Raw genomic sequence first — 22,336 nt, 5'->3', positions numbered from 1 at the left:
ATTAAATCATTGCTAGAATGTGTTCTGCTATATCATCTGCTGCATCTGGCTTAGCCAACAACTTACAGTTTTTAGCCAGCACTGCACATTTTTCTTCATTTTTTATCAATTCTAAAGCCTGTGGTATTAACATCTCTTCGGCTTCTATATCTTTAACCATTATTGCTGCATCCTTATTTACCAGGGCCATTGCATTTTTGGTTTGGTGATCTTCCGAAACATTAGGTGATGGTACTAAAATACAGGCCTTTTCAACCAGGCAAAGTTCAGAAATGGTTCCCGCTCCAGCTCTTGAAATTACAATATCCGCGGCAGCATAAGCCAGGTCCATTCTACTTAGGAAATCGCTAACTTTCACATCAGGTAAATCCCAATTTTCAAGCTCCTTTTTCACCTTCTCAATGTAGAATTTCCCGGTTTGCCATATAATCTGCACGCTCGATTTCGAAATGGTCTCCAATGATTTCAGCACACTATTGTTTATGGTTCTTGCTCCAAGGCTGCCTCCTACAATCAATATTGTTTTCTTATCTTTTTCCAGATTGAAATATTCTAATGCTTCTGCTTTTTTCGATTCAATTTCCAGTAAGTCTTTGCGAACAGGATTCCCTGTCATTACAATTTTTTCTTTGGGAAAAAAGCGTTCCATTCCTTCATAGGCAACACATATCTTTTTGGCCTTTTTAGCCAATAGTTTATTGGTGATTCCTGCATATGAGTTTTGTTCCTGTATTAAGGCCGGAACTCCTAACTTAGCGGCCACATGCAATAACGGACCACTGGCATAACCACCAACTCCAACTACTGCATCGGGCTGAAAACCTTTTACAATAGCCTTTGCCTGCCAAATGCTTTTCAACAAGCGCGAGAAAAACTTTAAGTTCTCTTTTGAAAAACTTCTCTGTAGGCCTCTAATCGGCAATCCAACTATATCGTATCCAGCAGCAGGAACTTTTTCCATTTCCATTTTACCTTCGGCACCAACGAATAGTATTTCGCAATCGCTATGCTTTTGTTTTAAGGCATTGGCAATAGAAATTGCCGGATAGATATGTCCACCCGTTCCTCCACCGCTAACTATTATTTTAACTTTCTGCTTCATTCAATCTTTTTTCTTCTTCGTTTGCCCAATTGCTCACACTTAATATCATTCCAAAGGCAGCACTGGTAAATATCAGCGATGTTCCTCCCATACTTACCAATGGCAACGGCTGTCCTGTTACAGGAATTAAATTTACCGAAACTGCCATATTGGTCAGAGCCTGAAATACAATACTCAGGGTTAAGCCGATGACCAGAAATGCGGGGAATGTCCTACTACATTTCCGAACGATAATTCCTGCCCGATAGAGCAGAAATAGGTAGAGAGCAAGAATCCCAAATCCACCAATCCATCCCATTTCTTCCAGAATAATGGCATAAATAAAATCGGAATATGGATGTGGTAAAAAGTTTCGCTGTGTACTGTTGCCAGGCATTTTTCCAAAAATTCCACCGGAAACAACAGCAATTTTTGCTTGTTCTACCTGGTAGTTTTGGTTGTTGTTTATGCTTCTTTCTTCGTTGAAAAAGTTCTCGATACGACTACGAACCGTTTGCACACGCCCTAAACTTGGAATTACCGGAGCCAATGCGATAAGTAGCACCAAAACCAACAAAACCGCGGCGATGCTTCCCAGTAAATACTTATAGGCAACTCTACCAATAAACATTAGTATATAGCAAATTCCACCCAACAATACCGAGGTTGAAAAGTCATCTAAGAATATCAGTAAACAAACAACACCTATGGGTACAATTAAACGGATAAAAGCATCTTTGCTGCAGCCTAGTTTTCCCTGAAAGCGGGATAAGGTCCTCGAAACATGCAATATCAACGCAAGTTTTGCCAATTCGGAGGGTTGAAAATTAAATCCGATCCCAGGAATTGTGATCCAACGCGAAGCATCGTTCAGGTTAGTACCAATAAGCTTGGCGAGTATGAGCATTCCGATGGAAATTATCAGCACAATATTCGCAAAACTGGAATAGTAGCGGTGTGGCATGGCATGCACAATGTACATGATAAAGAAACACCCTCCCAGAAGAACCAGCTGTTTAATCAGGAAGTAGGAAGTATTGCCTCCTCTTACTTTGTATGCAAGAGTTCCGGTAGAACTGTACACCACAAGTAGGGAAACCAAAGATAGAAGCAAAATGATAATCCAAATCACCTTATCACCTCTTAACCTGGGGTTTCTTATCCAATTTATTATCCTTGATAACCAGCTCTCCATCTAGCTTATATTATAAGTTTCTTACTTCTTCCTTAAATTGATCGCCACGATCTTCGTACGATTGAAACAGATCGAAACTTGCACATGCAGGCGATAACAACACAACCTCATCTTTATTTGCTATCTCGTAAGATAGTTTTACTGCTTTTTCCATAGAGTCGGCATCCACAATGGTTTCAACCTTACCGTCAAAAGCTTCATGAATCTTGGTGTTATCGATACCCAAACACACAATTCCTTTTACTTTTTCATCTACCAAATCAAAAAGGACAGAATAATCATTTCCTTTATCAACCCCGCCAACAATCCAAACTACAGGTTCTTCCATGCTTTCCAAAGCATACCAGGTTGAATTGATATTTGTGGCTTTTGAGTCGTTGATAAATTGAATACCACGAACTTTCACAACTTTTTCCAATCGGTGGTTTACACCTTGAAAGTCGCTTAAGCTCTCACGAATCACATCTTTTCTGATTCGCAGGACACTTCCTGCAATTCCCGATGCCAGTGAGTTATAAACATTGTGTATTCCTGGTAATGATAAATCCTTTTTATCCATAGATATTTTGTATTCGTTACAATCAATTGTTAACAATTCGTTCTCGAGATATCCGCCATTTTTCAGTTCTTCATTTACCGAAAATGGGAACAACTGAGCCCTAGAGTTCCAATTCTCCATCTCTTTGCCAATGATTTCATCATCGGAGCAATACACAAAAGCATCATTTTCTGTAAGGTTTTGTGTAATTCGAAATTTCGAATCGACATAGTTCTGCATTTTATAATCGTACCGATCCAAATGATCGGGCGTAATATTCAATAGTATGGCAATATCAGCTTTGAACTGGTACATTCCATCCAGCTGAAAACTGCTCAATTCAACCACATAGTGATCGAAGTTTTTTTCAGCCACCTGCCAGGCAAGGCTATTGCCAACATTGCCAGCCAAACCCACATTTAGTCCGGCTTTTTTCAACATGTGATATAGCATTAAGGTGGTTGTGGTTTTCCCATTACTTCCTGTTATGCATATCATTTTGGCTTTTGTATATCTTCCTGCAAATTCGATTTCCGAAATTACAGGTATTCCTTTGTTTTTAAGCTCCACAATCAGTGGTGCCTTATCGGGTATCCCGGGACTCTTGATCACTTCATGGGCCGAAAGGATAAGCTCTTTACTGTGTTTTTCTTCTTCAAAGTCGATTTTGTACTCCTGTAGTGCAGTTCGGTATTTGGCGCTGATTTTCCCCAAATCAGAAACAAACACCTCAAAACCTTTAGCCTGAGCAAGAACTGCCGCTCCAACCCCACTTTCTCCTCCTCCAAGTATCACAATTCTATTTGCCATATCGCTTAGCGAATCTTAAGAGTTACAATTGTGATTACCGCAAGGAAAATTCCAATGATCCAAAAACGAGTTACAATTTTTGGTTCAGGATATCCTTTCATCTGATAGTGATGATGCAATGGCGCCATTCTAAAAATTCTTCGGCCTTCTCCGTATTTCTTCCTGGTATACTTGAACCATGAAACTTGCATCATTACTGAAATATTCTCAACTAAAAAGATTCCACACAAAATAGGAATCAACAATTCTTTATGTATGATGATTGCAAAGACTGCAATAATTCCTCCTAAGGATAAACTTCCGGTATCGCCCATGAAAACCTGAGCCGGAAATGAATTGTACCACATAAATCCAATGGTAGCACCAATAAATGCTGCGATAAACACCACCAATTCGCCCGAGTTTGGAATGTACATGATATTTAAATAGTCGGCATACACCACGTGACCCGATACATAGGCCAAAATTCCCAGGGTTGCTCCGATAATGGCTGACGATCCGGTTGCCAATCCATCCAAACCATCGGTAATATTTGCACCATTCGATACTGCCGTAACAATAAATATGGTGATAATGATGAACACCAACCAGGCCAGTTTCGGAGAATGCTCTCCCGCAAAACTTACCAGGTATTCATAATCAAACTCATTGTTTTTAAAGAATGGTATGGTTGTTTTGGTCGACTTTACATCGGTTGTTAATCGGGTTGTACCTGGCTGTTCAGAAGTAAATCCTTCGTCAACCAATTCTGTCTGCACGCCAATTTCGTCGATATCAGCTTTCTCACGTATCACTACATCGTCGCTTAAGTAAAGCGTCAACCCAACAATTAATCCCAGTCCAATTTGACCGGCAACTTTAAATCTTCCTTTTAAGCCTTCTTTATCTTTCTTGAAAACTTTTATGTAATCATCAACAAAACCAATAAAGCCAAGCCATACAGTGGTAATCACCATGAGTATGATGTAAGTATTTTCCAATTTGGCGAAAAGCAGTACAGGAATCAGAATGGAGATAATGATAATGATTCCACCCATGGTTGGAGTTCCTTTTTTCTCTAGCTGACCTGCAAGGCCTAAATCACGAACGATTTCGCCAATTTGTTGCTTTTGAAGTAATAAAATGATTTTCTTCCCGAACACTGTCGAAATAAACAGTGACAACATGATTGCCATGGCAGCACGAAATGAAATGTAATCGAACATTCCCGCTCCCGGAAAATCTAACTGATTTAGATATCTGAACAAATAATAAAACATACTTACAGTTTAAAAATTTCTTGTATTACTTCTTTATCATCAAAATGATGTTTCACTCCTTTAATTTCCTGGTAATCTTCATGCCCTTTTCCAGCCACAAGGATAATATCTCCTTTTTGAGCCAACATACATGCTGTACGAATGGCTTCTTTTCTATCCGTAATTGCCAATACTTTTCGAAGATTGCTGGCATCAACACCTACCTTCATATCCGAAATAATCTGGTCAGGATCTTCTGATCTTGGATTATCGGAGGTTAAAATCACCTTATCGCTTAAGTTGGCACTGATTTTTGCCATTGTTGGTCGTTTGGTTTTATCACGATCGCCTCCACAACCCACAACGGTAATTACCTGTTCATTTCTTGTTCGTAATGCTTCTATGGTTTCAAGAACATTCTTCAAGGCGTCAGGTGTATGAGCATAATCTACAATTGCCATTACCCCTTCCGGTGATATGATGCTCTCAAATCGTCCATCTACCGAAGTCAATTCGCTAATTCCACGAAGAACTTCCTCCTTATCCTGGTTAAGCAAACGCGCTGCTGCATACACTGCCAAGAGGTTATGGGCATTAAAATCGCCAATAAAATTGGTCCAGGTTTCTACGCCATCAATTTCCAGAAGCATCCCGGTAAAATGTTTTTCCAAAATTCTGCATCGAAAATCTGCAAAAGATCTTGATGAATACAAAAACTTATGAGCTTTGGTATTCTGCAGCATCAGTTTTCCGTTTTTATCATCGGCATTGCTAATGGCAAAAGAAGTTTTATCCAAATCATCGAAAAAGCGTTTTTTTACTTTTAAGTAAGCATCAAACGTTTTGTGGTAATCCAGATGATCGTGAGTGATGTTGGTAAAAATTCCACCTTTAAATTGCAATGCACCTACACGTTTCTGATCGATAGCATGCGAGCTCACTTCCATAAAGCAAAATTCACAGCCCTCCTCAATCATATCGGCCAGCAAAGCATTCAGTTGCAAAGGATCAGGTGTTGTATGAGTGGCCACAATCTCTTTCTCATTAACGTAGTTTCTTACGGTTGAAAGCAATCCAACCTTGTAACCCAGCTTCTTAAAAAGTCGGTACAACAAAGTTGCAATTGTAGTTTTTCCATTCGTACCTGTTACACCAACCAACTGAATTCCTTCTGTTGGTTTTCCATAGTAATTGTGTGCCAATACCGATAAAACGGCTAAGGAATCTTCAACAATAACATAGGTAATTTCTGAATTGGTAACCTCTGGCAACTCTTCACAAACAATTACCTTGGCTCCTTTACTTTCAGCTTTTCCAATAAACTGATGTCCATCACTAATTGTACCCCTGCAGGCTACAAATAAATCTCCCTCCTCAACCTTTCGGGAATCAAATTGTATGCTGTTAATCTCAACATCACTTTTCCCTTTTAGGCTTCCTATTTTAACCGAACTAAAAAGTTCATTTAAATTCATACTCATATCTTAGTCTTTAAGATAAATCAATTGTTATTCTATCTCCGGAACGAAAGTTAGAACCTGGTCGTAAGGATTGTTTTGAAACAGATCCAACTCCACGAACATTTACCTGCAAGCCTACATTCTCTAAAATGTACAATGCATCTTGTAAACCCATTCCTTTCACATTTGGCACCAAAAAGTCTTTCACCCTCCGGTATTTGTATTCAATCACCGAGTCTTTACGCGAGGTAACAACCCATTCCGTTTGTATTTCCTGATTTGTAATTTCAATATTCAGATCATCAAAAACCACATCCAAATCGTCTTTGCTTCCATTAAGAGAAACCGGAACCTTTGGACCTTCTTCCTCCTCATTTTCCTTTTCGGGGTGCATAGAGTAACTCATGGCATACACCTTATCGGCAATGGTTTTAAAAACCGGACCAGCAACCTGGTTTCCGTAAAATCCTTTGGTCTTATTCGGTCGATTAATTACCACAATGCAAGAGTACATCGGATCATCAGCAGGAAAATACCCTACGAATGATGCCTGGTATACCTTATGTCCGTATCCTTTCTTTCCATCTGCAATTTGAGCGGTTCCGGTTTTTCCGGCAATTTTGTAGTTTGAGTTTCTTAAATTCCTGGCAGTTCCCCTAAGCACCACGCCTTCTAGCATATTCTGTACCGTTTCCAATGTCTGATTGGAACAAATCGACGATTCCAAAACTTCCTCATCAAAACTAGAGAGTACTTCTCCATGATACTTGATTTCCTTGACAAATTTCGGCTTCATCATTTTACCATCATTTGCAATGGCATTGTAAAAAGTCAAAGTCTGCAAAGGAGTTTGATGAACCGAATACCCAATCGACATCCATGGCAATGAAATTCCCGACCAGGTTGGATCATCCGGGTATTTAATTTTTGGGATTCCTTCTCCTTTGATTTCTATTCCAAGTGGCTCATTCAATCGGAAACTGTACAAGCGCTGAATGAATGATCGTGGTTTGTTTTTGTAATGTTCATCCACCAAACGTGAAATTCCAACATTGGATGATTTTTCAAAAGCATCCTGAACGGTAATCTTTCCATATCCACCATGGTGTGAATCTCTCATCCTGGCATTGTAGAAACGATAAACACCATTGCCTGTATCTACTGAATCCATAGGCCCAACATAACCATCTTCGAGCAGAGCCATCATCGATGCCAGCTTAAAGGTGGAACCTGGCTCGGTTGCCTCACCAATGGCATAGTTGTACATTTCCCGATAGATTTTTTTCTTCTCGTCGTAACCTATATTGGCAATGGCCTTAATGGCCCCGGTTTTCACTTCCATCAAAATGGCCGATCCGTGATGCGCATTATATTTCACCAGCTGATGATACAAGGCTGTTTCAGCCACATCCTGATAATTGACATCAATGGTCGTAATCAAGTCGTTGCCATCTTTTGGTTCTACCATATTCACTGGCAACCATCGGCCCGACATTTTTTGCATGACACTCACACCATCAACCCCTTTCAATTCACTTTCAAAGGCTCCTTCCATTCCAACTCTACCAACCAATTCGTCGTTATCTTCCTTATTCAGATAACCAATGGTTCTGGTGGCAAGATTTCTGTGAGGTTGTCTTCTGATGTTCTCTTGTTCGCAAATTAATCCACCTTTGTTCTTACCCAGGCGGAAAAGCGGAAAAGTTTTTAAAATTTTTAGCTCGTTATAATTCACCTTACGGCGATTGATCAGAACATATCGATTCGATTTCTTCTTGTATTTGGAATTCCACAACAAGCGACGATACTCACTTTTCGATTTATCTCCGAAAAATTTCGACAGGCATAAAGCCAAAGAATCAACTTTCGATTTAAAAACTTCATCGCTTAAACCCGAAGCTCTAAAGTCCATTCGTATCTGATAGTAGGGCAATGAGGTAGCCAACAAACGTCCATCTTCGGCACAGATATCACCCCGATTTGCATGAACGGTTACATCGCGCTGGGATATTTTTTGTGCCTTTCCTCTCCAGTAATCACCTTCGAAGAGTTGTAAGGTCACAACGCGTCCTACAATCATTAATGCAAAAAACATTACAACTGCATACACCAAACCAACTCGCCATATGATATCTTTTTTTATTGGCACTATTTATCGATGTAAATTTTTACAGGCGGTTCGGTTGATTCTTTCAATTCCAAACCTTCCCTTTGAACTCGTTTCAAAACTTCCGACTGCTTACTCATATACATTAAATCCGAGGCCGTTGTGATCGACTCGAAACGCAAATCTTTCAGCTCTTTTTCCAGGCTTACCATATCTCTATATACCTTTTCAGATTTATAGCGATTGCTGATATAAAATATCCCTAAGACAACCAGGAAAAGCACAAATGGCAATTGCTGAACAACCGCCGATTTAGTCAAAATACTCCCATCAATAAAATCCTTCACCGAAGCGCTCGAAATCTCTTTCTGCTCCTTTGTAGGACTTACAAAATCGTTGTATTTTTTTCTAAATCTGAACATCTTATCTCAAATTTGGTTTTGCAATTCTAAGCTTTGCACTTCTTGCACGACCATTTCTTTCAATTTCTTCTTCTGTTGGAAGAATTACTTTTCGATTCACACTTGCTAGCGGAGTCTGAACATTTCCAAAGAAATCTTTCTCGGCTCCACCCTCAAACTTTCCATCTCGAATGTAATTCTTCACCAATCGATCCTCTAATGAGTGATAAGTAATCACAACCAAACGACCTTCTGGCTTCAACACATCGGCACATTGCTCCAGCATTTCTTTCAGAACATCCATTTCTTTGTTCACCTCAATTCTAAGTGCCTGAAAAACCTGGGCCAAATATTTGTGATCTTTAAATTTTGGTACGCATGGAGCAATCACCTCTTTAAACTGCTGAATGGTTTCAAAATTGTTCTCCTTACGGTAATTCTCGATCAATTTCACCAATTTACCAGGATTCTTCACCTCACCATACATCTTAAAGATTTTAAATAAATCTTCCACCTCATAATCGTTTAGGATGTCGGCAGCAGTAAAATCTGAACTTTGATTCATTCTCATGTCCAGATCGCCATCAAATCGAAATGAAAATCCGCGTTCGGCAACATCAAACTCATGCGAAGAAACGCCCAAGTCGGCAAGAATCCCATCAATTTTATCGTAGCCCAGGTACTTCACGAAATTTTTGAAATACCTAAAATTGTGTCTTACAAAAATAAAACGATCATCATCTGGAACATTGGCTTCTGCATCTTCGTCCTGATCAAATCCAATCAGCTTTCCTGTGGTCAAATGCTTTAAAATTTCACGCGAATGCCCCCCTCCTCCGAAAGTTAAATCCACATAAATTCCTTCAGGATTAATCTGCAATCCTTCGATACACTCATCCAACAAAACTGGTATATGATATTCACTCATTTTTAACCTTTTAATCACTTCAACAATTCAAGTGCGAAGAAACCAATATTTTCCCAAAATCAACTACAATTCGGGATGAATATCACCTCCTAAAATCTCATTAGCCAAACTGCTAAAATCTTCATCTGATAATGCAGGTTTCTCATAGCTTTCGCTATCCCAAATTTCTATTTTATCGTCCTGCCCTGCTAGTGTGATGTCTTTTTTAAAACCTGCAAACTCGAAAAACTTTTTTGGAATCAATATTCTTCCATTACTGTCTATTTGCACCTCGGCAGTTCCCCGATAGAACTCACGCAGGAAGGCCGCATGCCTTTTATTGAAAGTATTCACCCTGGCTCTTACCATCTCAATTTGTCGCTCCCATTCTTTCATTGGATACAAATCGAGACATTTATCATGAAGATTTTTTCGAAGCACACAACGATTCTCAGAATCTCCATTTAGGAGTTTCCGAAACGCCGAAGGCAGCAGAACACGCCCCTTTGCGTCTAATTTGCATTGATAATCGCCTATGAATGTTTGCATTAAAAAAATCGATTTACATTTGTAAAATTAGAGAAAAAAACTCCCACTTTCAACCACTTACTCCCACTTTTATGTCATTGTTGATAACTTTTCTAAGGCAAGACAAATAATTATTCTTCAACATGTTTGATTATGTCCTGAAAATTGAGCCAACAAAGCAATAAATTTGCGATATTTGCTAGCCAAATAAACCTAGTTAAAACTTTTATGGAAAGTAATTCAAATAACTATTTGAAAATTGATGTCGAGAAAGTATTTGCAAGCAAAAGTGAAAAACTTGCCAAGCTGCTTCCCGGCTTTATTATCCGATATCTAAAACGCATTGTCCACCAGGAAGAAATCAACGACTTCCTGTCTAGAAATCATCAAAAACAGGGGATTGAATTTGCCGACAGCGTTTTAGAGGAGCTTGATATTACTTTCAAAATTGAAGGTTTGGAAAATCTGGATAAAAATGGCAGATACTTATTTGCATCCAACCATCCGCTGGGTGGACCTGATGGCATTATCCTAATCAGTATTTTCGGAAAAGAGTTTGGCGATATTAAGTTTTTGGTAAACGATATCCTAATGAATATCAAAAACCTATCTGATGTTTTTATTCCGATTAACAAACATGGTGGACAAGCTAAAGCCGCTGCGCTATTACTTGAAAATGCATACAAATCGGATGCTACAATCCTTACCTTCCCTGCCGGTTTGGTTTCACGAAAACAGAAAGGCAAGATCGAGGATCTGGATTGGAAAAAGAGTTTTATTGCCAAATCGATAAAGCACAAAAGAGACATTGTTCCCATTCATATGGATGGCAGAAACTCCAACTTTTTCTACAATTTAGCCAATCTTAGAAAGTTCCTGGGATTAAAATCTAATTTGGAAATGTTATATTTGCCAAACGAGCTATTTAAGCAAAGAGGAAAAACCTTTACCGTTAGAATTGGAAAACCTGTTTCTTACAAAACTTTTGACAAGAGCTTATCGTATGATAAATGGGCTGAAAAAATGAAAAGAGAAACTTACAAACTTGCAGACTCCTAAACACAAAAATTACGTTTATCAAAAATTAAATAATATTAGTATTATTTGTCTGAATAAGTAATTATTTTCATCTGTTATTAAACCAAAAATAAAATCATCCTCTGAGGATTAACACCACTTTACAATGAAAGAGATTATACCCCCTGTACCAAGAGAAGAGCTTGAAAAAGAGCTAACAGAAGAGAGATTTGTGAGAAAGACCAACAAGGGGTCTAATGAAATTTACAGTTTCACTCATCACGATTCTCCAAACCTAATGCGCGAAGTGGGTCGTTTGAGAGAAATCACCTTTCGAAAAGCTGGTGGAGGAACAGGAAAAGAAATTGATATCGATAAATTTGATATCGACGAAAAACCATATCACCAACTGATTGTTTGGGATCCAAAAGCAAGGGAAATTTTAGGTGGATACAGGTATATTCTTTGTAAAGATGCACCTGTTGATGAAAATGGAGACACATACCTTGCCACTTCAAGATTATTTGAATTCTCGGAAGATTTTAAAAAGAATTACATGCCTCATACAATTGAGCTAGGTCGTTCATTTGTTCAGCCTGACTATCAGTCAATTAAAAAAGGCAGAAAGAGCTTATATGCTTTGGATAATTTATGGGATGGATTGGGATCATTAATCATTGACTATCCTGAAATTAAATACTTTTTTGGTAAGGTAACCATGTATCCTGATTACAACAGAGATGCGAGAAATCACATTCTGTATTTCATGGATAAGATGTTTAACGACCCTGACAATCTTGCTACACCAACCACTCCATTGGTGACTAATATGGATGAAGAAAAGTTGGCTAAGGATTTTTGCCACGATACTTTTGAAGAGAACTACAAAGTATTATCGCAAAACGTGCGTAGCAACGGTGAAAATATCCCTCCGCTGATTAATGCTTACATGGGACTTTCTCCTACTATGAAATGCTTTGGTACAGCTGTAAACAAACATTTCGGTGATGTTGAAGAAACAGGAATCATGATTACCATTAGTGATGTTTACGATCAGAAGATTGACAGACACACCTCTTCATACCTATCGTTCCTAAAAATCAAATTGCCTAAAAAACCAAATCTTGGCATTTTTAAGAAGAAATAATCAAAAATAACTGATATACAACAAGAAAGCCGATCAAATGATCGGCTTTCTTGTTATATGCTAAAATCTATTAGTAAGATCTCTTATCGTTTCCTTCAACATAGTTGATGAATGAAGTATTCACCACCTTGTTTCCGCCAGGAGTTGGGTAGTTTCCAGTGAAATACCAATCCCCATTGTTTTCAGGGCAAGCTTCATGAAGATTCTCGATAGATTGATAAACAATCTGCACTTCTGCCTCCATTCCTTCCGGAGTAAGAAGCTCTGCAATCTTACCTGAAATCTCCTCTGCTGTAAATGGCTTGTAAATCTCTTTCACGTAATTCACAATCTCTTCTTTCGGAAGATTCTGCTGTGCCTTACATTTCTGGTAAGTTTCTTCAATTACATGTTCCATTCCACGCTCCTTAAGCATTGCAATGGTAGCATTAAATGCAATAAATTCGCCCATTCTGGTCATATCGATTCCATAACAATCCGGGTAACGAATTTGTGGAGCTGACGATACAATTACAATCTTTTTAGGGTGAAGTCTATCCAAAATTCTAAGGATACTTCTCTTAAGCGTTGTACCGCGAACAATCGAATCATCAATAACAACAAGGTTATCTTCCTGATTTTTAACTACACCATATGTCACATCGTAAACATGGCCTACCAGATCATCTCTACCTTCATCGTTGGTAATAAAAGTTCGAAGTTTCACATCCTTAATTGCAATTTTCTCAACACGAGGTTCCACAGAAATAATCTCTTGTAGTTTTTCCTCGGTCCAACTGCCATTTAAGTCGTGAATTTGCTCTTTCTTCTCCTCCATCAATTTCTGACGAACCCCTTCCATCATACCATAAAATGCAGTTTCGGCAGTGTTAGGAATAAAAGAGAATACGGTATTGGCAATATCATGATCTACTGAATCGAGAATAGCTGGCGTTAGCAATTGTCCCAAACGCTTTCTCTCCATGTAGATATCTTTATCGCTACCTCTCGAGAAATAGATTCTCTCGAAAGAACAAGATCTTCTTTTTTGAGGAACACGAACCGGTACTTCTTCCACTTTACCATCTTTCTTAATTACCACAGCATTACCTGGAGCAATTTCTTTAATGGCATTTGCTCTTACATTAAAAGTCGTTTGAATCACTGGTCGTTCCGAGGTAATTACAACCACTTCATCATCCTGGTAGTAAAATGCCGGACGAATTCCCCATGGATCTCTCATTACAAAAGCATCTCCATGTCCGAAAAGTCCGCCAACTGCATATCCACCATCCCAGGTTCTACTTGCCGATGACAAGATTTTTTGAATGTCCAGGTTCTTTTCGATTAATGGCGAAATTTCCTGGTTCGAATATCCATCGTTTTTATATTGACGGAATAGTAGCTGATTCTCTTCATCAAGGTAATGACCAACTTTTTCAAGAATCGTTACCGTATCGGTATAATCCTTAGGATGCTGCCCAAGATCAACCAAAAGATTGAACAATTCGTCAACATTGGTAAGGTTAAAATTACCAGCTAAAGCAAGATTTCTGGACCTCCAGTTATTCTCTCTCATCACCGGATGTACATAATCGATACTGTTTCGTCCAAAAGTTCCATATCTCAAATGGCCTAAATACAATTCACCTGCAAATGGCAGATTTTTTTTAGCCCAAACCGGATCATTAAAATTTTCAGGTTCTTTCGCCTCTACTGCTCTAAGATCTTTGTAAATCTTATCAAACACATCCTTAATTGGCTGATTGCTGTTAGATCTGTGACGGTGAATGTATTTCTCACCTGGCTTTTGATCTAACTTTACTCCAACTGCACCTGCACCTTCCTGACCTCTATTGTGCTGTTTTTCCATCAACAAATAGAGCTTTTGAATACCATAGTGCCAGGATCCGTATTTCTCCTGATAGTATTCGAGAGGTTTAAGCAATCGAATCATTGCTATTCCGCACTCATGCTTTAATTGGTCACTCATTCTTTCTTTCTTAAATGGTTATTTAGTTTGTATTTTGCTACTTTACATCTCCTCATCAACAATCAGTTCCTCAGACTCTTTCTCTAATGGAACCAAATCAGAAAACATGATTTCGGTTTTTACCGGATAACAATTCGGGTAATACTTTGTACAAGCTTTGTAAAGTTCGATGCATTCGAGTTTGGTTCTAAAATTACCAACACGAACCCTAAAATCAGGAGCTGTGTACACTACATAAGCTCTTTCTTCAGGGAAGAGTTCCAAAAACTCTTCTTTAATTTCAAATGCTCTTTCTCTATCGGTGCTTCCTCCAAAGAATATCTGAATTCTGTAACCTGTAAAACTTTGTTTCTGCGAGTTGATAATGCTATCGGTATTAAGCAATTGATTTATTCTTTCATCCTGAATAATATTCACGACACCAAGCGAATCTTTTTCTCTCTCCTCAACAACATAAGATTGAGCTTGTAACACCTTCCCAAAGGTCATGAAAACGAAAACTGCTATCAACCAATAATACTGCATATCTATTTATTTAAAATTTAAAAATAGCTTCAAACCAATTGTCCATTTCTTACTTCCAATTCGGAACAGAAAGAATTGGAATTTCCGATTTATTCACCATTTGCTCTGCATATGAACCAAAAAACATGCTAAAGGAAGTCTCTGCTTGTTCGGTCATAATGGCAATTAAATCGGCCTTAATTTCCCTTGCGTATTCAAGAGCTGTGGTGGTATTATTTTCTCCTTGTCGAATACTCTTTACCACCTCAATATTTTTATCTGTTAAGTATTCTTCGGCCTGCCTCATGTAGTGCTCAATTTTTCCAACGATCGCTGAGTCGGCTGACTCATGCACACCCAGAACATGCACTTTTGCAGCACAAGCTTCGGCCAGTTCGCTAACATATGGAATTTTTTTCCTGGTTTCGTTGGTAGCATCCAATGGCATTAGAATGGTTTTTACATTGCCAGCCAAAAGCTCCTCACGAACCGTAACAACAGGACAATTGGCGTTGCTCACCACCTTAACCGCGTTACTGCCAATAAAAAATTCTTCAAAGCCCGAAGCTCCATATGCACCCATTACGATCAAATAAGAATCTCCATATTTCGCTTGATTTACAATCTCGCGATACACAGAACCAGTTCTTATTTTAAAATCAAAAACTCCATTCTCTACATTATAAGCAGGCGAATGAAGTTCTATCAGCTTTTCAAAATAATCTTGAACGGTATGCACAATTTGATCCTCTAATTCATTAAAGTGAAAAGGAATTTCAAATTTCTTTGATTTTTTCACATGAATCATTCTCAAATCAGTACCGAGATTGTTTGCCAAGTTTAGCGCAAACTTGAGAGCCTTGAGCGAATCACCGGAAAAATCTACAGGAACCAAAATACGTTTCATCTTGTTAAGTTTTTCATTTATCTGTGATACAAAAACAGTTCCCAATTTCAATATTACATAAACAAAATTGGCAACAGGGAGAGAATTCATTTCTAAACTCACTCAAAATCAAGGCTTTTCAAAAAGCTGAATTTGCGGGATAAAAATACACAAAATTATTTAGCAACAAACACTATTTTCTCCCCAAAAACGATCTTAATCATTGAAACCTGAGTGTGCTCAAAAAATAAAGCTTAACAATTAAATTTACGAATTTATCATTTAACTCTATCGATCTATTTTTATCCTTAGTTTGAATTGTTAAAGTTTTTATAACAATTCTAAATGACCATTCTCTTCCTTGCCAATCCATTGAGATAATGTAACTTTGCCCGAAATTTTAAACTGAGGATATCAGAATGAGCGAAATGAGCAAGAAATTGTTTTTGGAGACTTACGGCTGCCAAATGAATGTGGCAGATAGTGAAGTAGTTGCAGCCATTATGCAACACGATGGGTTTGAGATAACCAAAACAAGAGAAGAAGCAGATGTTATTTTAGTAAATACATGTTCTGTTCGCGAAAATGCAGAACAAAGAGTGAGAGGACGTGTTCAGGGTTTTTCTGAACTAAAGAAAAAGAATCCGAAACTCTTGGTTGGTGTAATTGGCTGTATGGCAGAACGATTAGGCGATAAACTTTTCGAACAGGAGAAAAACGTTAACATCGTTGTAGGACCTGATGCTTATATGGATTTACCAATGCTTGTTCAGAAAGCCGAAAAGGGTGAAAAAGCCATTAATATTGAATTATCGCTTACAGAAACCTACAAAGACATTTGCCCGTCGAGAATAGATGAAACTGCCATTTCAGGATTTGTTTCCATTATGCGAGGATGTAACAATTTCTGCACTTACTGTATTGTACCATATACAAGAGGTAGAGAAAGAAGCCGTAATCCGGAAAGCATTATTAAAGAGGTGAGAGATTTGGCCGAAAAAGGCTACAAAGAAGTTACCTTATTGGGACAAAATGTAAACTCATTCAAATTTAAAAACTCAGTTTCTGAAATCAGCTTCCCAGAGCTATTGGAAATGGTTGCCAAGGCTGAACCAAACATGAGAATTCGTTTTGCCACCTCGCATCCTAAAGATATGAGTGATGATACGCTACGAGTAATCGCTAAATATCCAAACATCTGCAAGCACATTCACCTGCCAGTGCAGTCGGGAAGCGATTCTGTCTTAAAAGATATGCGTAGAAAATATACTCGCGAGTGGTACATGAACAGAATTGAAGCCATTCGTGAAATTGTGCCTAACTGTGGTATTTCTACCGATATTTTCTGTGGTTTTCACAACGAAAGCGAAGAAGATTTCAAACAAACTTTAGACTTGATGAAATGGGCAAAATACGATTTGGCCTTCATGTTCAAATATTCGGAAAGACCAGGAACATTTGCCTATAAAAACCTGGACGATAACATTCCTGAAGAGGTGAAAAGCGAACGTCTAACCCAGATGATCGAACTTCAGAATCAGTTATCGCTGGAAAGCAACCAAAGAGATATCGGACAGGTATTTGAGGTGTTGGTTGAAGGTGTTTCGAAGAAATCCGACCAGGAATTATTCGGAAGAAGCTCTCAAAATAAGGTAATCGTTTTCCCTCGCAAAGATTATCAGGTTGGCGATTTGGTACAGGTAAAAGTGACCGATTGCACACAAGCTACACTAAGAGGAGAATCAGTATAAAACATTGAGCCATGTCTAAAGCATGGCTCTTTTCTTTTTTCCACAATTATTTTAATTAATAAGACCTATGAAAGTTTCCATCCGACCAGAAAACAAAAATGATTACCCCATCATCTCAATGATAAATGATATGGCCTTTGGTCAGGAAAATGAAGGATTATTAATTGAGAAGCTGCGAAAGAATAAAAGCTTTATCAAAGAGTTATCGCTGGTTGCCTGTTTGGGAAACGAAATTGTAGGGCACATTTTATTCTTTCCGGTAAACATTAAAAGCAAAGAAAAAACTTTTAAAACTCTGGCTCTTGCGCCTATGTCGGTAATTCCCGAATTACAAGGCCTGGGAATAGGCAGCCAACTGGTACAAAAAGGCCTGGCAAAAGCTAAGAAACTAGGACATGAATCGGTAATCGTTTTGGGACACGAAGGGTTTTATCCCAAATTTGGTTTCAAAACTGCTGGCAGCTACCAAATTTCAGCTCCATTCGATGTTCCTGAAAATAGTTTTATGGCTCTGGAATTGGTCAAAGACTCACTCTCAACAGTTGAAGGAACCATTGAGTATCCAAAAGAATTTAACGAAGTGTAAGAATTTCTAGTTCTTACCAATAGAGAAGGATTCTCTCATCTCTACAAGTTCCACCAGCTCGAGCACATCATCCGAGCAATTGGCTAAAGAAAACAGTCGTTCATTGGCTTTAGCCAACTCTGCAATTGCCTTTAATGCAGAAAAACCCTGGGTGTCGACGAAACTAACACCATTCAGGTCCAGCACAACTTGCTTTCCAGATTTCTCAATAAAATCAATGATTTCACTCTTCACCATTTCCGAAATCATACCATTAATTCTGCGTGTTCCTTCTAAAGATGCGATAACAGATTGTTCTTGTATCCGAAAATTTAACATACAATTCTAATTGATTTTTAGCGATATAGTACAAAACAAAGAAAACGGAAATTCTTTAAAAATCAAGCTTAAACCTCTTATTTAAAGTTGATCCGATTCAATTACTACAGTACGATAACGAACATGATTTTGTTCACATTCGAACAACTTTTTTTTTAAATCAGTGAAAAAATGAATCAAACAATCTAATAATGTTAACCTTACGCATTTTGGTATAGTATCTGATATGAATGACTAGTCAAAAAATAATCAAATCACAAATTAGATTTTTTCATACTAGACCAATTCGTTATGATTAAAAAACTTTTTTTCCTTACTACATTTTTAATTGCACTCGCAAAAAGTTTACTAGCAATGGATGCCCCTTTATGGTTAAGGTATCCGGCAATCTCTCCAAATGGTGAAACCATTGTATTCGAATATGGTGGCGATTTATTCACTGTTTCGTCTGAAGGTGGTGTAGCATATCCACTTACTACCAATAAAGCATACGATTACAAACCAGTATGGTCGCCTGACGGATCGAGCATTGCTTTTGCTTCCGATCGATTTGGGAATTTTGACATCTTTAAAGTTGGTGCAAAAGGCGGAACTCCTGAAAGGTTAACTTTTTATTCGGGAGGAGAATCACCATCTTCCTTTACACCTGATGGAAAACACATCTTATTTTCTGCTTTGATTAGCGATGACACCAAGAATGTGATGTTCCCTTCTGGTGCGCTTTCGGAATTGTACAGTGTTCCTAGCGAAGGAGGAAAAATTTCACAGGTGTTAACCACTCCGGCTCTTGATGCCCGCTACAGCAATAATATGGAATACATCCTTTATCGCGATAGCAAGGGTTATGAAGACCACTGGAGAAAGCACCATACATCGGCAGTAACCAGAGACATTTGGTTGTACGATACTAAAAACAAAAAGCACAGCATGTTCTCTACTTTTGAGGGAGAAGATTTATATCCTGTATTTAGTGCTGACAATAGTGAAATATACTATCTATCGGAAAAATCGGGAAGTTTTAATGTTTGGAAAGCTCCTGTTGCTGATAAATCTAAACTTAGCCAGGTTTCAAACTTCGACAAACACCCGGTTCGATTCTTAAGCATTTCGAACGATGATAAACTTTGTTACTCGTACAATGGTGAAATTTACACCCAGGAAAAAGGGAAAGATCCGGTAAAACTTCAGGTTACTTTGGCTGTTGACAACAAAGAAAATGCGGTAAGTTTTGAAAGATTAAGCAGTGGTGCAGGTGAAATGGCTGTATCGCCAAATGGAAAAGAAGTTGCATTTATTGTACGTGGAGAAGTATTTGTTACTTCGGTAGAATACGGAACTACAAAAAGAATTACCAACACACCAGAACAAGAACGTTCGGTTAGCTTTAGCCCTGATGGAAAAGCATTACTATACGCTTCGGAACGAAAAGGAAGCTGGAACTTATATCAAACCAAATTGGTACGCGAAGGCGAAACTCAATTCTCAAATGCCACTTCATTAAAAGAAGAGGTAGTTTTAGAAACACCTGAAGCAACATTCCAACCTAAATTTTCTCCTGATGGTAAAGAGGTTGCCTTCCTTGAAGAAAGAGTAATCCTTAAAGTGATCAATCTTAAAACAAAGGAAGTTCGTAAAATTTTAGGTAAAGAATACAACTATTCTTATTCCGATGGCGATCAGCATTACGATTGGTCGAATGACGGAAAATGGTTCCTTGTTGATTTTTATCCTCACACCATTTTTATGTCTGATGTAGCATTAGTAGATGCTCAAGGAAATGGCAAAATGATTAACCTGACAGAGAGTGGTTACAATGACTCAAATGCCAAATGGTCTTTAAAGGGAAATGCCATGATTTGGTTTACCGACCGTCGCGGATATCGTTCTCACGGTAGCTGGGGTTCTCAAGGAGATGTGTACGTTCAGTTCTTCAACCAAAAGGCTTTGGATGATTTTAAATTATCGAAAGAAGAAAGAGAATTGGTAAAAGAGGAAGAGAAAGCGAAGAAAGCAAACAAGAAAGAGGACGAAGAAGAAAAGAAAGACAAGAAGAAAGATAAAAAGGATAAAAAAGACAAGAAGGATGAAGATAAACCATTGAATATTGAATTCACTGGTATGGAAGATCGCCAGATTTGTTTGACCATTAATCCTTCGAACCTGTCGGATGCAATCTTAACTCCTGATGGAAAGAAGTTGTTCTACCTAAGCAAATTTGAAGATGGTTATGACCTTTGGGTGAACGATTTGGAAAAGAAATCGACCAAAAAAGTATTGGATTTAAAAGGTGGCGGTGGTGCCATGCAGTTCGATAAGGATGCCAAGAACCTGTTCCTAATGTCGGGAAGAAGCATTATTAAAGTTGATGTTGCATCGAACAAGCGCAAAAACATTAGCTATGCTGCAGAAATGTATCTTGACAAAGCAAAGGAAAGAGAATACATGTTTGAGCATGTTTGGACAACCATGAAGAAAAAATTCTACGATCCTGAAATGCATCAGCTTGACTGGGATTTTTACAAGGCTGAATACAAAAAGTTTTTACCTCATATCAACAACAACTACGACTTTGCTGAAATGTTGAGCGAATTGTTGGGTGAGTTAAACGCATCGCACACAGGTTCGGGATATCGTCACAGAGCAAAAAATGCGGATAGAACTGCCAAGCTAGGTGCATTCTACGATTGGAACTACGAAGGTGATGGACTAAGAATTGCTGAAATTCTTGAAAAAGGTCCTTTGAACCAGGCAGATTCAAAAATTAAAGCTGGTGTAATTATCGAAAAGATTGATGGTGAAACAATCAGCAACGACAAGAGTCATTACCCAATGCTTAACCATAAGGCAGGCAAAAAGGTATTATTGAGCCTATACAGTCCGTATACAAAAGAACGCTGGGAAGAAGTTGTTAAACCAGTTTCAAGCATTAATACTTTATTGTACGAACGTTGGGTGAAGAGTAGACAGGAAGAAGTAAAACGCCTTTCGGATGGTAAGATTGGTTACGTGCATGTTAAAGGCATGAACTCGCCAAGTTACAGAAAGATATATTCTGAAATGTTAGGTAAATACGGTACCTGCGATGCCATTATCGTGGATACAAGATTTAATGGTGGTGGCTGGCTTCACGACGACCTTGTTACCTTATTAAGTGGTGAAATTTACTCAACCTTATCGCCTCGCGGACAAGACTTTGGTACAGAGCCAATGTTTAAATGGAAAAAGCCTTCGGCCGTGCTAATTGGAGAAGGAAACTATTCGGATGCCTGTGCTTTCCCTTACGCTTACCAAACTCTTAAAATTGGTAAACTAATTGGTATGCCTGTTCCGGGAACCATGACTGCTGTTTGGTGGGAAACACTGCAAGACAGAAGCTTGTACTTTGGCATGCCGATGGTTGGTGTGAAAGACATGAAAGGAAATTATATCGAAAACCAGCAGGTTGAACCAGATATTAAAGTTCGTAACGATTACGAAATGGTAATTACCGGTAAAGATCAGCAGTTGGAAGAAGCTGTTAAGCACTTGCTGGAAGAAATTAAGAATTAGTCTGTGTAGTCATGATATCCCGTAAAGCACATCGAATTTTTAATTGTGCTTTCGGGAAATCATAATTACGATTAACAATATATGAGGCAGAGCTCAATACTTCTCATTTCACCTCAAATGAATTGAGCTTTGTCCTCGTTTTAACACAAACAACATTCACATACCCCCTTCCAAATTCTGTTTGGAAGAGCCTGTTTCTCCCTTCTCTTCTATTTTACGAAACAGGCGAAATAAAACCGAGAATTGCAAAGCATAGGGGCGCTGCGATTTTCGGTTTTTTATTTAATCTGTTCAATTTAACTCATAATATTATTAGATTTATAATGAAATCCAAGCACGAT

18 protein-coding genes are annotated in these 22,336 nt (G+C 38.3%); 5 read left to right on the top strand and 13 right to left on the bottom strand.

Translation table 11 applies throughout. From position 1 onward, the window contains the following. Position 1: 1 nt before the first annotated feature. The 9 genes from murG to mraZ all read right to left on the bottom strand — a co-directional run bounded on the left by murG (position 2) and on the right by mraZ (position 10,286). A complete protein-coding gene (gene murG, locus ELS83_RS09715) occupies positions 2-1,102 on the bottom strand; it encodes an undecaprenyldiphospho-muramoylpentapeptide beta-N-acetylglucosaminyltransferase (RefSeq protein WP_171595363.1) in 1,101 nt (366 codons plus the stop codon). Further along, the gene (locus ELS83_RS09710) at positions 1,086-2,213 is read right to left on the bottom strand and encodes an FtsW/RodA/SpoVE family cell cycle protein (protein ID WP_346728154.1); all 1,128 of its coding nucleotides are present in this window, start codon (positions 2,211-2,213) and stop codon (positions 1,086-1,088) included. The genes murG and ELS83_RS09710 overlap by 17 nt, the downstream gene beginning before the upstream one ends. A 73-nt stretch (positions 2,214-2,286) precedes the next feature. After that, positions 2,287-3,624 carry a UDP-N-acetylmuramoyl-L-alanine--D-glutamate ligase gene (murD, locus tag ELS83_RS09705; protein ID WP_171595362.1) on the bottom strand — a complete coding sequence of 446 codons (1,338 nt, stop codon included), beginning with the start codon at positions 3,622-3,624 and terminating at the stop codon, positions 2,287-2,289. A gap of 5 nt (positions 3,625-3,629) precedes the next feature. Further along, a complete protein-coding gene (mraY, locus tag ELS83_RS09700; protein WP_171595361.1) occupies positions 3,630-4,883 on the bottom strand; it encodes a phospho-N-acetylmuramoyl-pentapeptide-transferase in 1,254 nt (417 codons plus the stop codon). Positions 4,884-4,885: 2 nt separating this feature from the next. Beyond that, the gene (locus tag ELS83_RS09695) at positions 4,886-6,343 is read right to left on the bottom strand and encodes a UDP-N-acetylmuramoyl-L-alanyl-D-glutamate--2,6-diaminopimelate ligase (RefSeq protein ID WP_216616463.1); all 1,458 of its coding nucleotides are present in this window, start codon (positions 6,341-6,343) and stop codon (positions 4,886-4,888) included. Between the two features lie 10 nt (positions 6,344-6,353). Next, positions 6,354-8,471 (bottom strand): penicillin-binding transpeptidase domain-containing protein, encoded by a 2,118-nt coding sequence (locus tag ELS83_RS09690; RefSeq protein ID WP_171595360.1) that lies wholly within the window; start codon positions 8,469-8,471, stop codon positions 6,354-6,356. Next, a complete protein-coding gene (locus tag ELS83_RS09685; RefSeq protein WP_171595359.1) occupies positions 8,471-8,851 on the bottom strand; it encodes an FtsL-like putative cell division protein in 381 nt (126 codons plus the stop codon). Before ELS83_RS09685 ends, ELS83_RS09690 begins: the two co-directional genes overlap by 1 nt. Position 8,852: 1 nt before the next feature. Next, positions 8,853-9,758 carry a 16S rRNA (cytosine(1402)-N(4))-methyltransferase RsmH gene (gene rsmH / locus ELS83_RS09680; protein ID WP_171595357.1) on the bottom strand — a complete coding sequence of 302 codons (906 nt, stop codon included), beginning with the start codon at positions 9,756-9,758 and terminating at the stop codon, positions 8,853-8,855. 63 nt (positions 9,759-9,821) lie between these two features. After that, complete coding sequence (mraZ, locus tag ELS83_RS09675; protein WP_171595356.1) at positions 9,822-10,286, bottom strand: division/cell wall cluster transcriptional repressor MraZ; 465 nt, start codon at positions 10,284-10,286, stop codon at positions 9,822-9,824. A gap of 207 nt (positions 10,287-10,493) precedes the next feature. Between mraZ and glsA the strand changes: the two genes are divergently transcribed. Both glsA and glsB read left to right on the top strand, forming a co-directional pair. Beyond that, positions 10,494-11,324 carry a lyso-glycine lipid O-acyltransferase GlsA gene (gene glsA / locus ELS83_RS09670; RefSeq protein WP_171595355.1) on the top strand — a complete coding sequence of 277 codons (831 nt, stop codon included), beginning with the start codon at positions 10,494-10,496 and terminating at the stop codon, positions 11,322-11,324. A 124-nt stretch (positions 11,325-11,448) separates the two neighbouring features. Further along, positions 11,449-12,429 carry a glycine N(alpha)-acyltransferase GlsB gene (gene glsB, locus ELS83_RS09665; protein WP_171595354.1) on the top strand — a complete coding sequence of 327 codons (981 nt, stop codon included), beginning with the start codon at positions 11,449-11,451 and terminating at the stop codon, positions 12,427-12,429. Positions 12,430-12,499: 70 nt separating this feature from the next. Here the strand turns inward: glsB and ELS83_RS09660 are convergent, their stop codons facing one another. The 3 genes from ELS83_RS09660 to ELS83_RS09650 are packed head-to-tail and all read right to left on the bottom strand — an operon-like array spanning position 12,500 to position 15,812. Beyond that, complete coding sequence (locus ELS83_RS09660; protein WP_171595353.1) at positions 12,500-14,401, bottom strand: amidophosphoribosyltransferase; 1,902 nt, start codon at positions 14,399-14,401, stop codon at positions 12,500-12,502. Between the two features lie 42 nt (positions 14,402-14,443). Further along, entirely contained in the window at positions 14,444-14,926 is a 483-nt protein-coding gene (locus tag ELS83_RS09655; protein WP_171595352.1) for a hypothetical protein, read from the bottom strand. A 49-nt stretch (positions 14,927-14,975) separates the two neighbouring features. Further along, positions 14,976-15,812 carry a universal stress protein gene (locus tag ELS83_RS09650; protein WP_171595351.1) on the bottom strand — a complete coding sequence of 279 codons (837 nt, stop codon included), beginning with the start codon at positions 15,810-15,812 and terminating at the stop codon, positions 14,976-14,978. 407 nt (positions 15,813-16,219) lie between these two features. Here ELS83_RS09650 and miaB point away from each other — a divergent pair, with 407 nt between their 5' ends. After that, positions 16,220-17,542: a tRNA (N6-isopentenyl adenosine(37)-C2)-methylthiotransferase MiaB gene (gene miaB / locus ELS83_RS09645; protein ID WP_171595350.1), complete on the top strand. Its 1,323-nt coding sequence runs from the start codon at positions 16,220-16,222 to the stop codon at positions 17,540-17,542. Between the two features lie 67 nt (positions 17,543-17,609). Continuing rightward, a complete protein-coding gene (locus ELS83_RS09640; RefSeq protein ID WP_171595349.1) occupies positions 17,610-18,128 on the top strand; it encodes a GNAT family N-acetyltransferase in 519 nt (172 codons plus the stop codon). 6 nt (positions 18,129-18,134) lie between these two features. Here ELS83_RS09640 and ELS83_RS09635 read toward each other — a convergent pair whose 3' ends face one another. Continuing rightward, positions 18,135-18,446, bottom strand: a complete 312-nt coding sequence (locus tag ELS83_RS09635) for an STAS domain-containing protein (RefSeq protein ID WP_171595348.1) — start codon at positions 18,444-18,446, stop codon at positions 18,135-18,137. A gap of 291 nt (positions 18,447-18,737) precedes the next feature. On the opposite strand from ELS83_RS09635, the gene ELS83_RS09630 reads away from it, so the two are divergent. Continuing rightward, entirely contained in the window at positions 18,738-21,995 is a 3,258-nt protein-coding gene (locus ELS83_RS09630; protein ID WP_216616459.1) for a S41 family peptidase, read from the top strand. The last annotated feature ends 341 nt before the right edge of the window (positions 21,996-22,336 follow it).

The organism is Marinifilum caeruleilacunae (assembly GCF_013141825.1).
Taxonomy (GTDB): domain Bacteria; phylum Bacteroidota; class Bacteroidia; order Bacteroidales; family Marinifilaceae; genus Marinifilum; species Marinifilum caeruleilacunae.
This window is presented reverse-complemented; position numbering and strand designations above follow the sequence as displayed.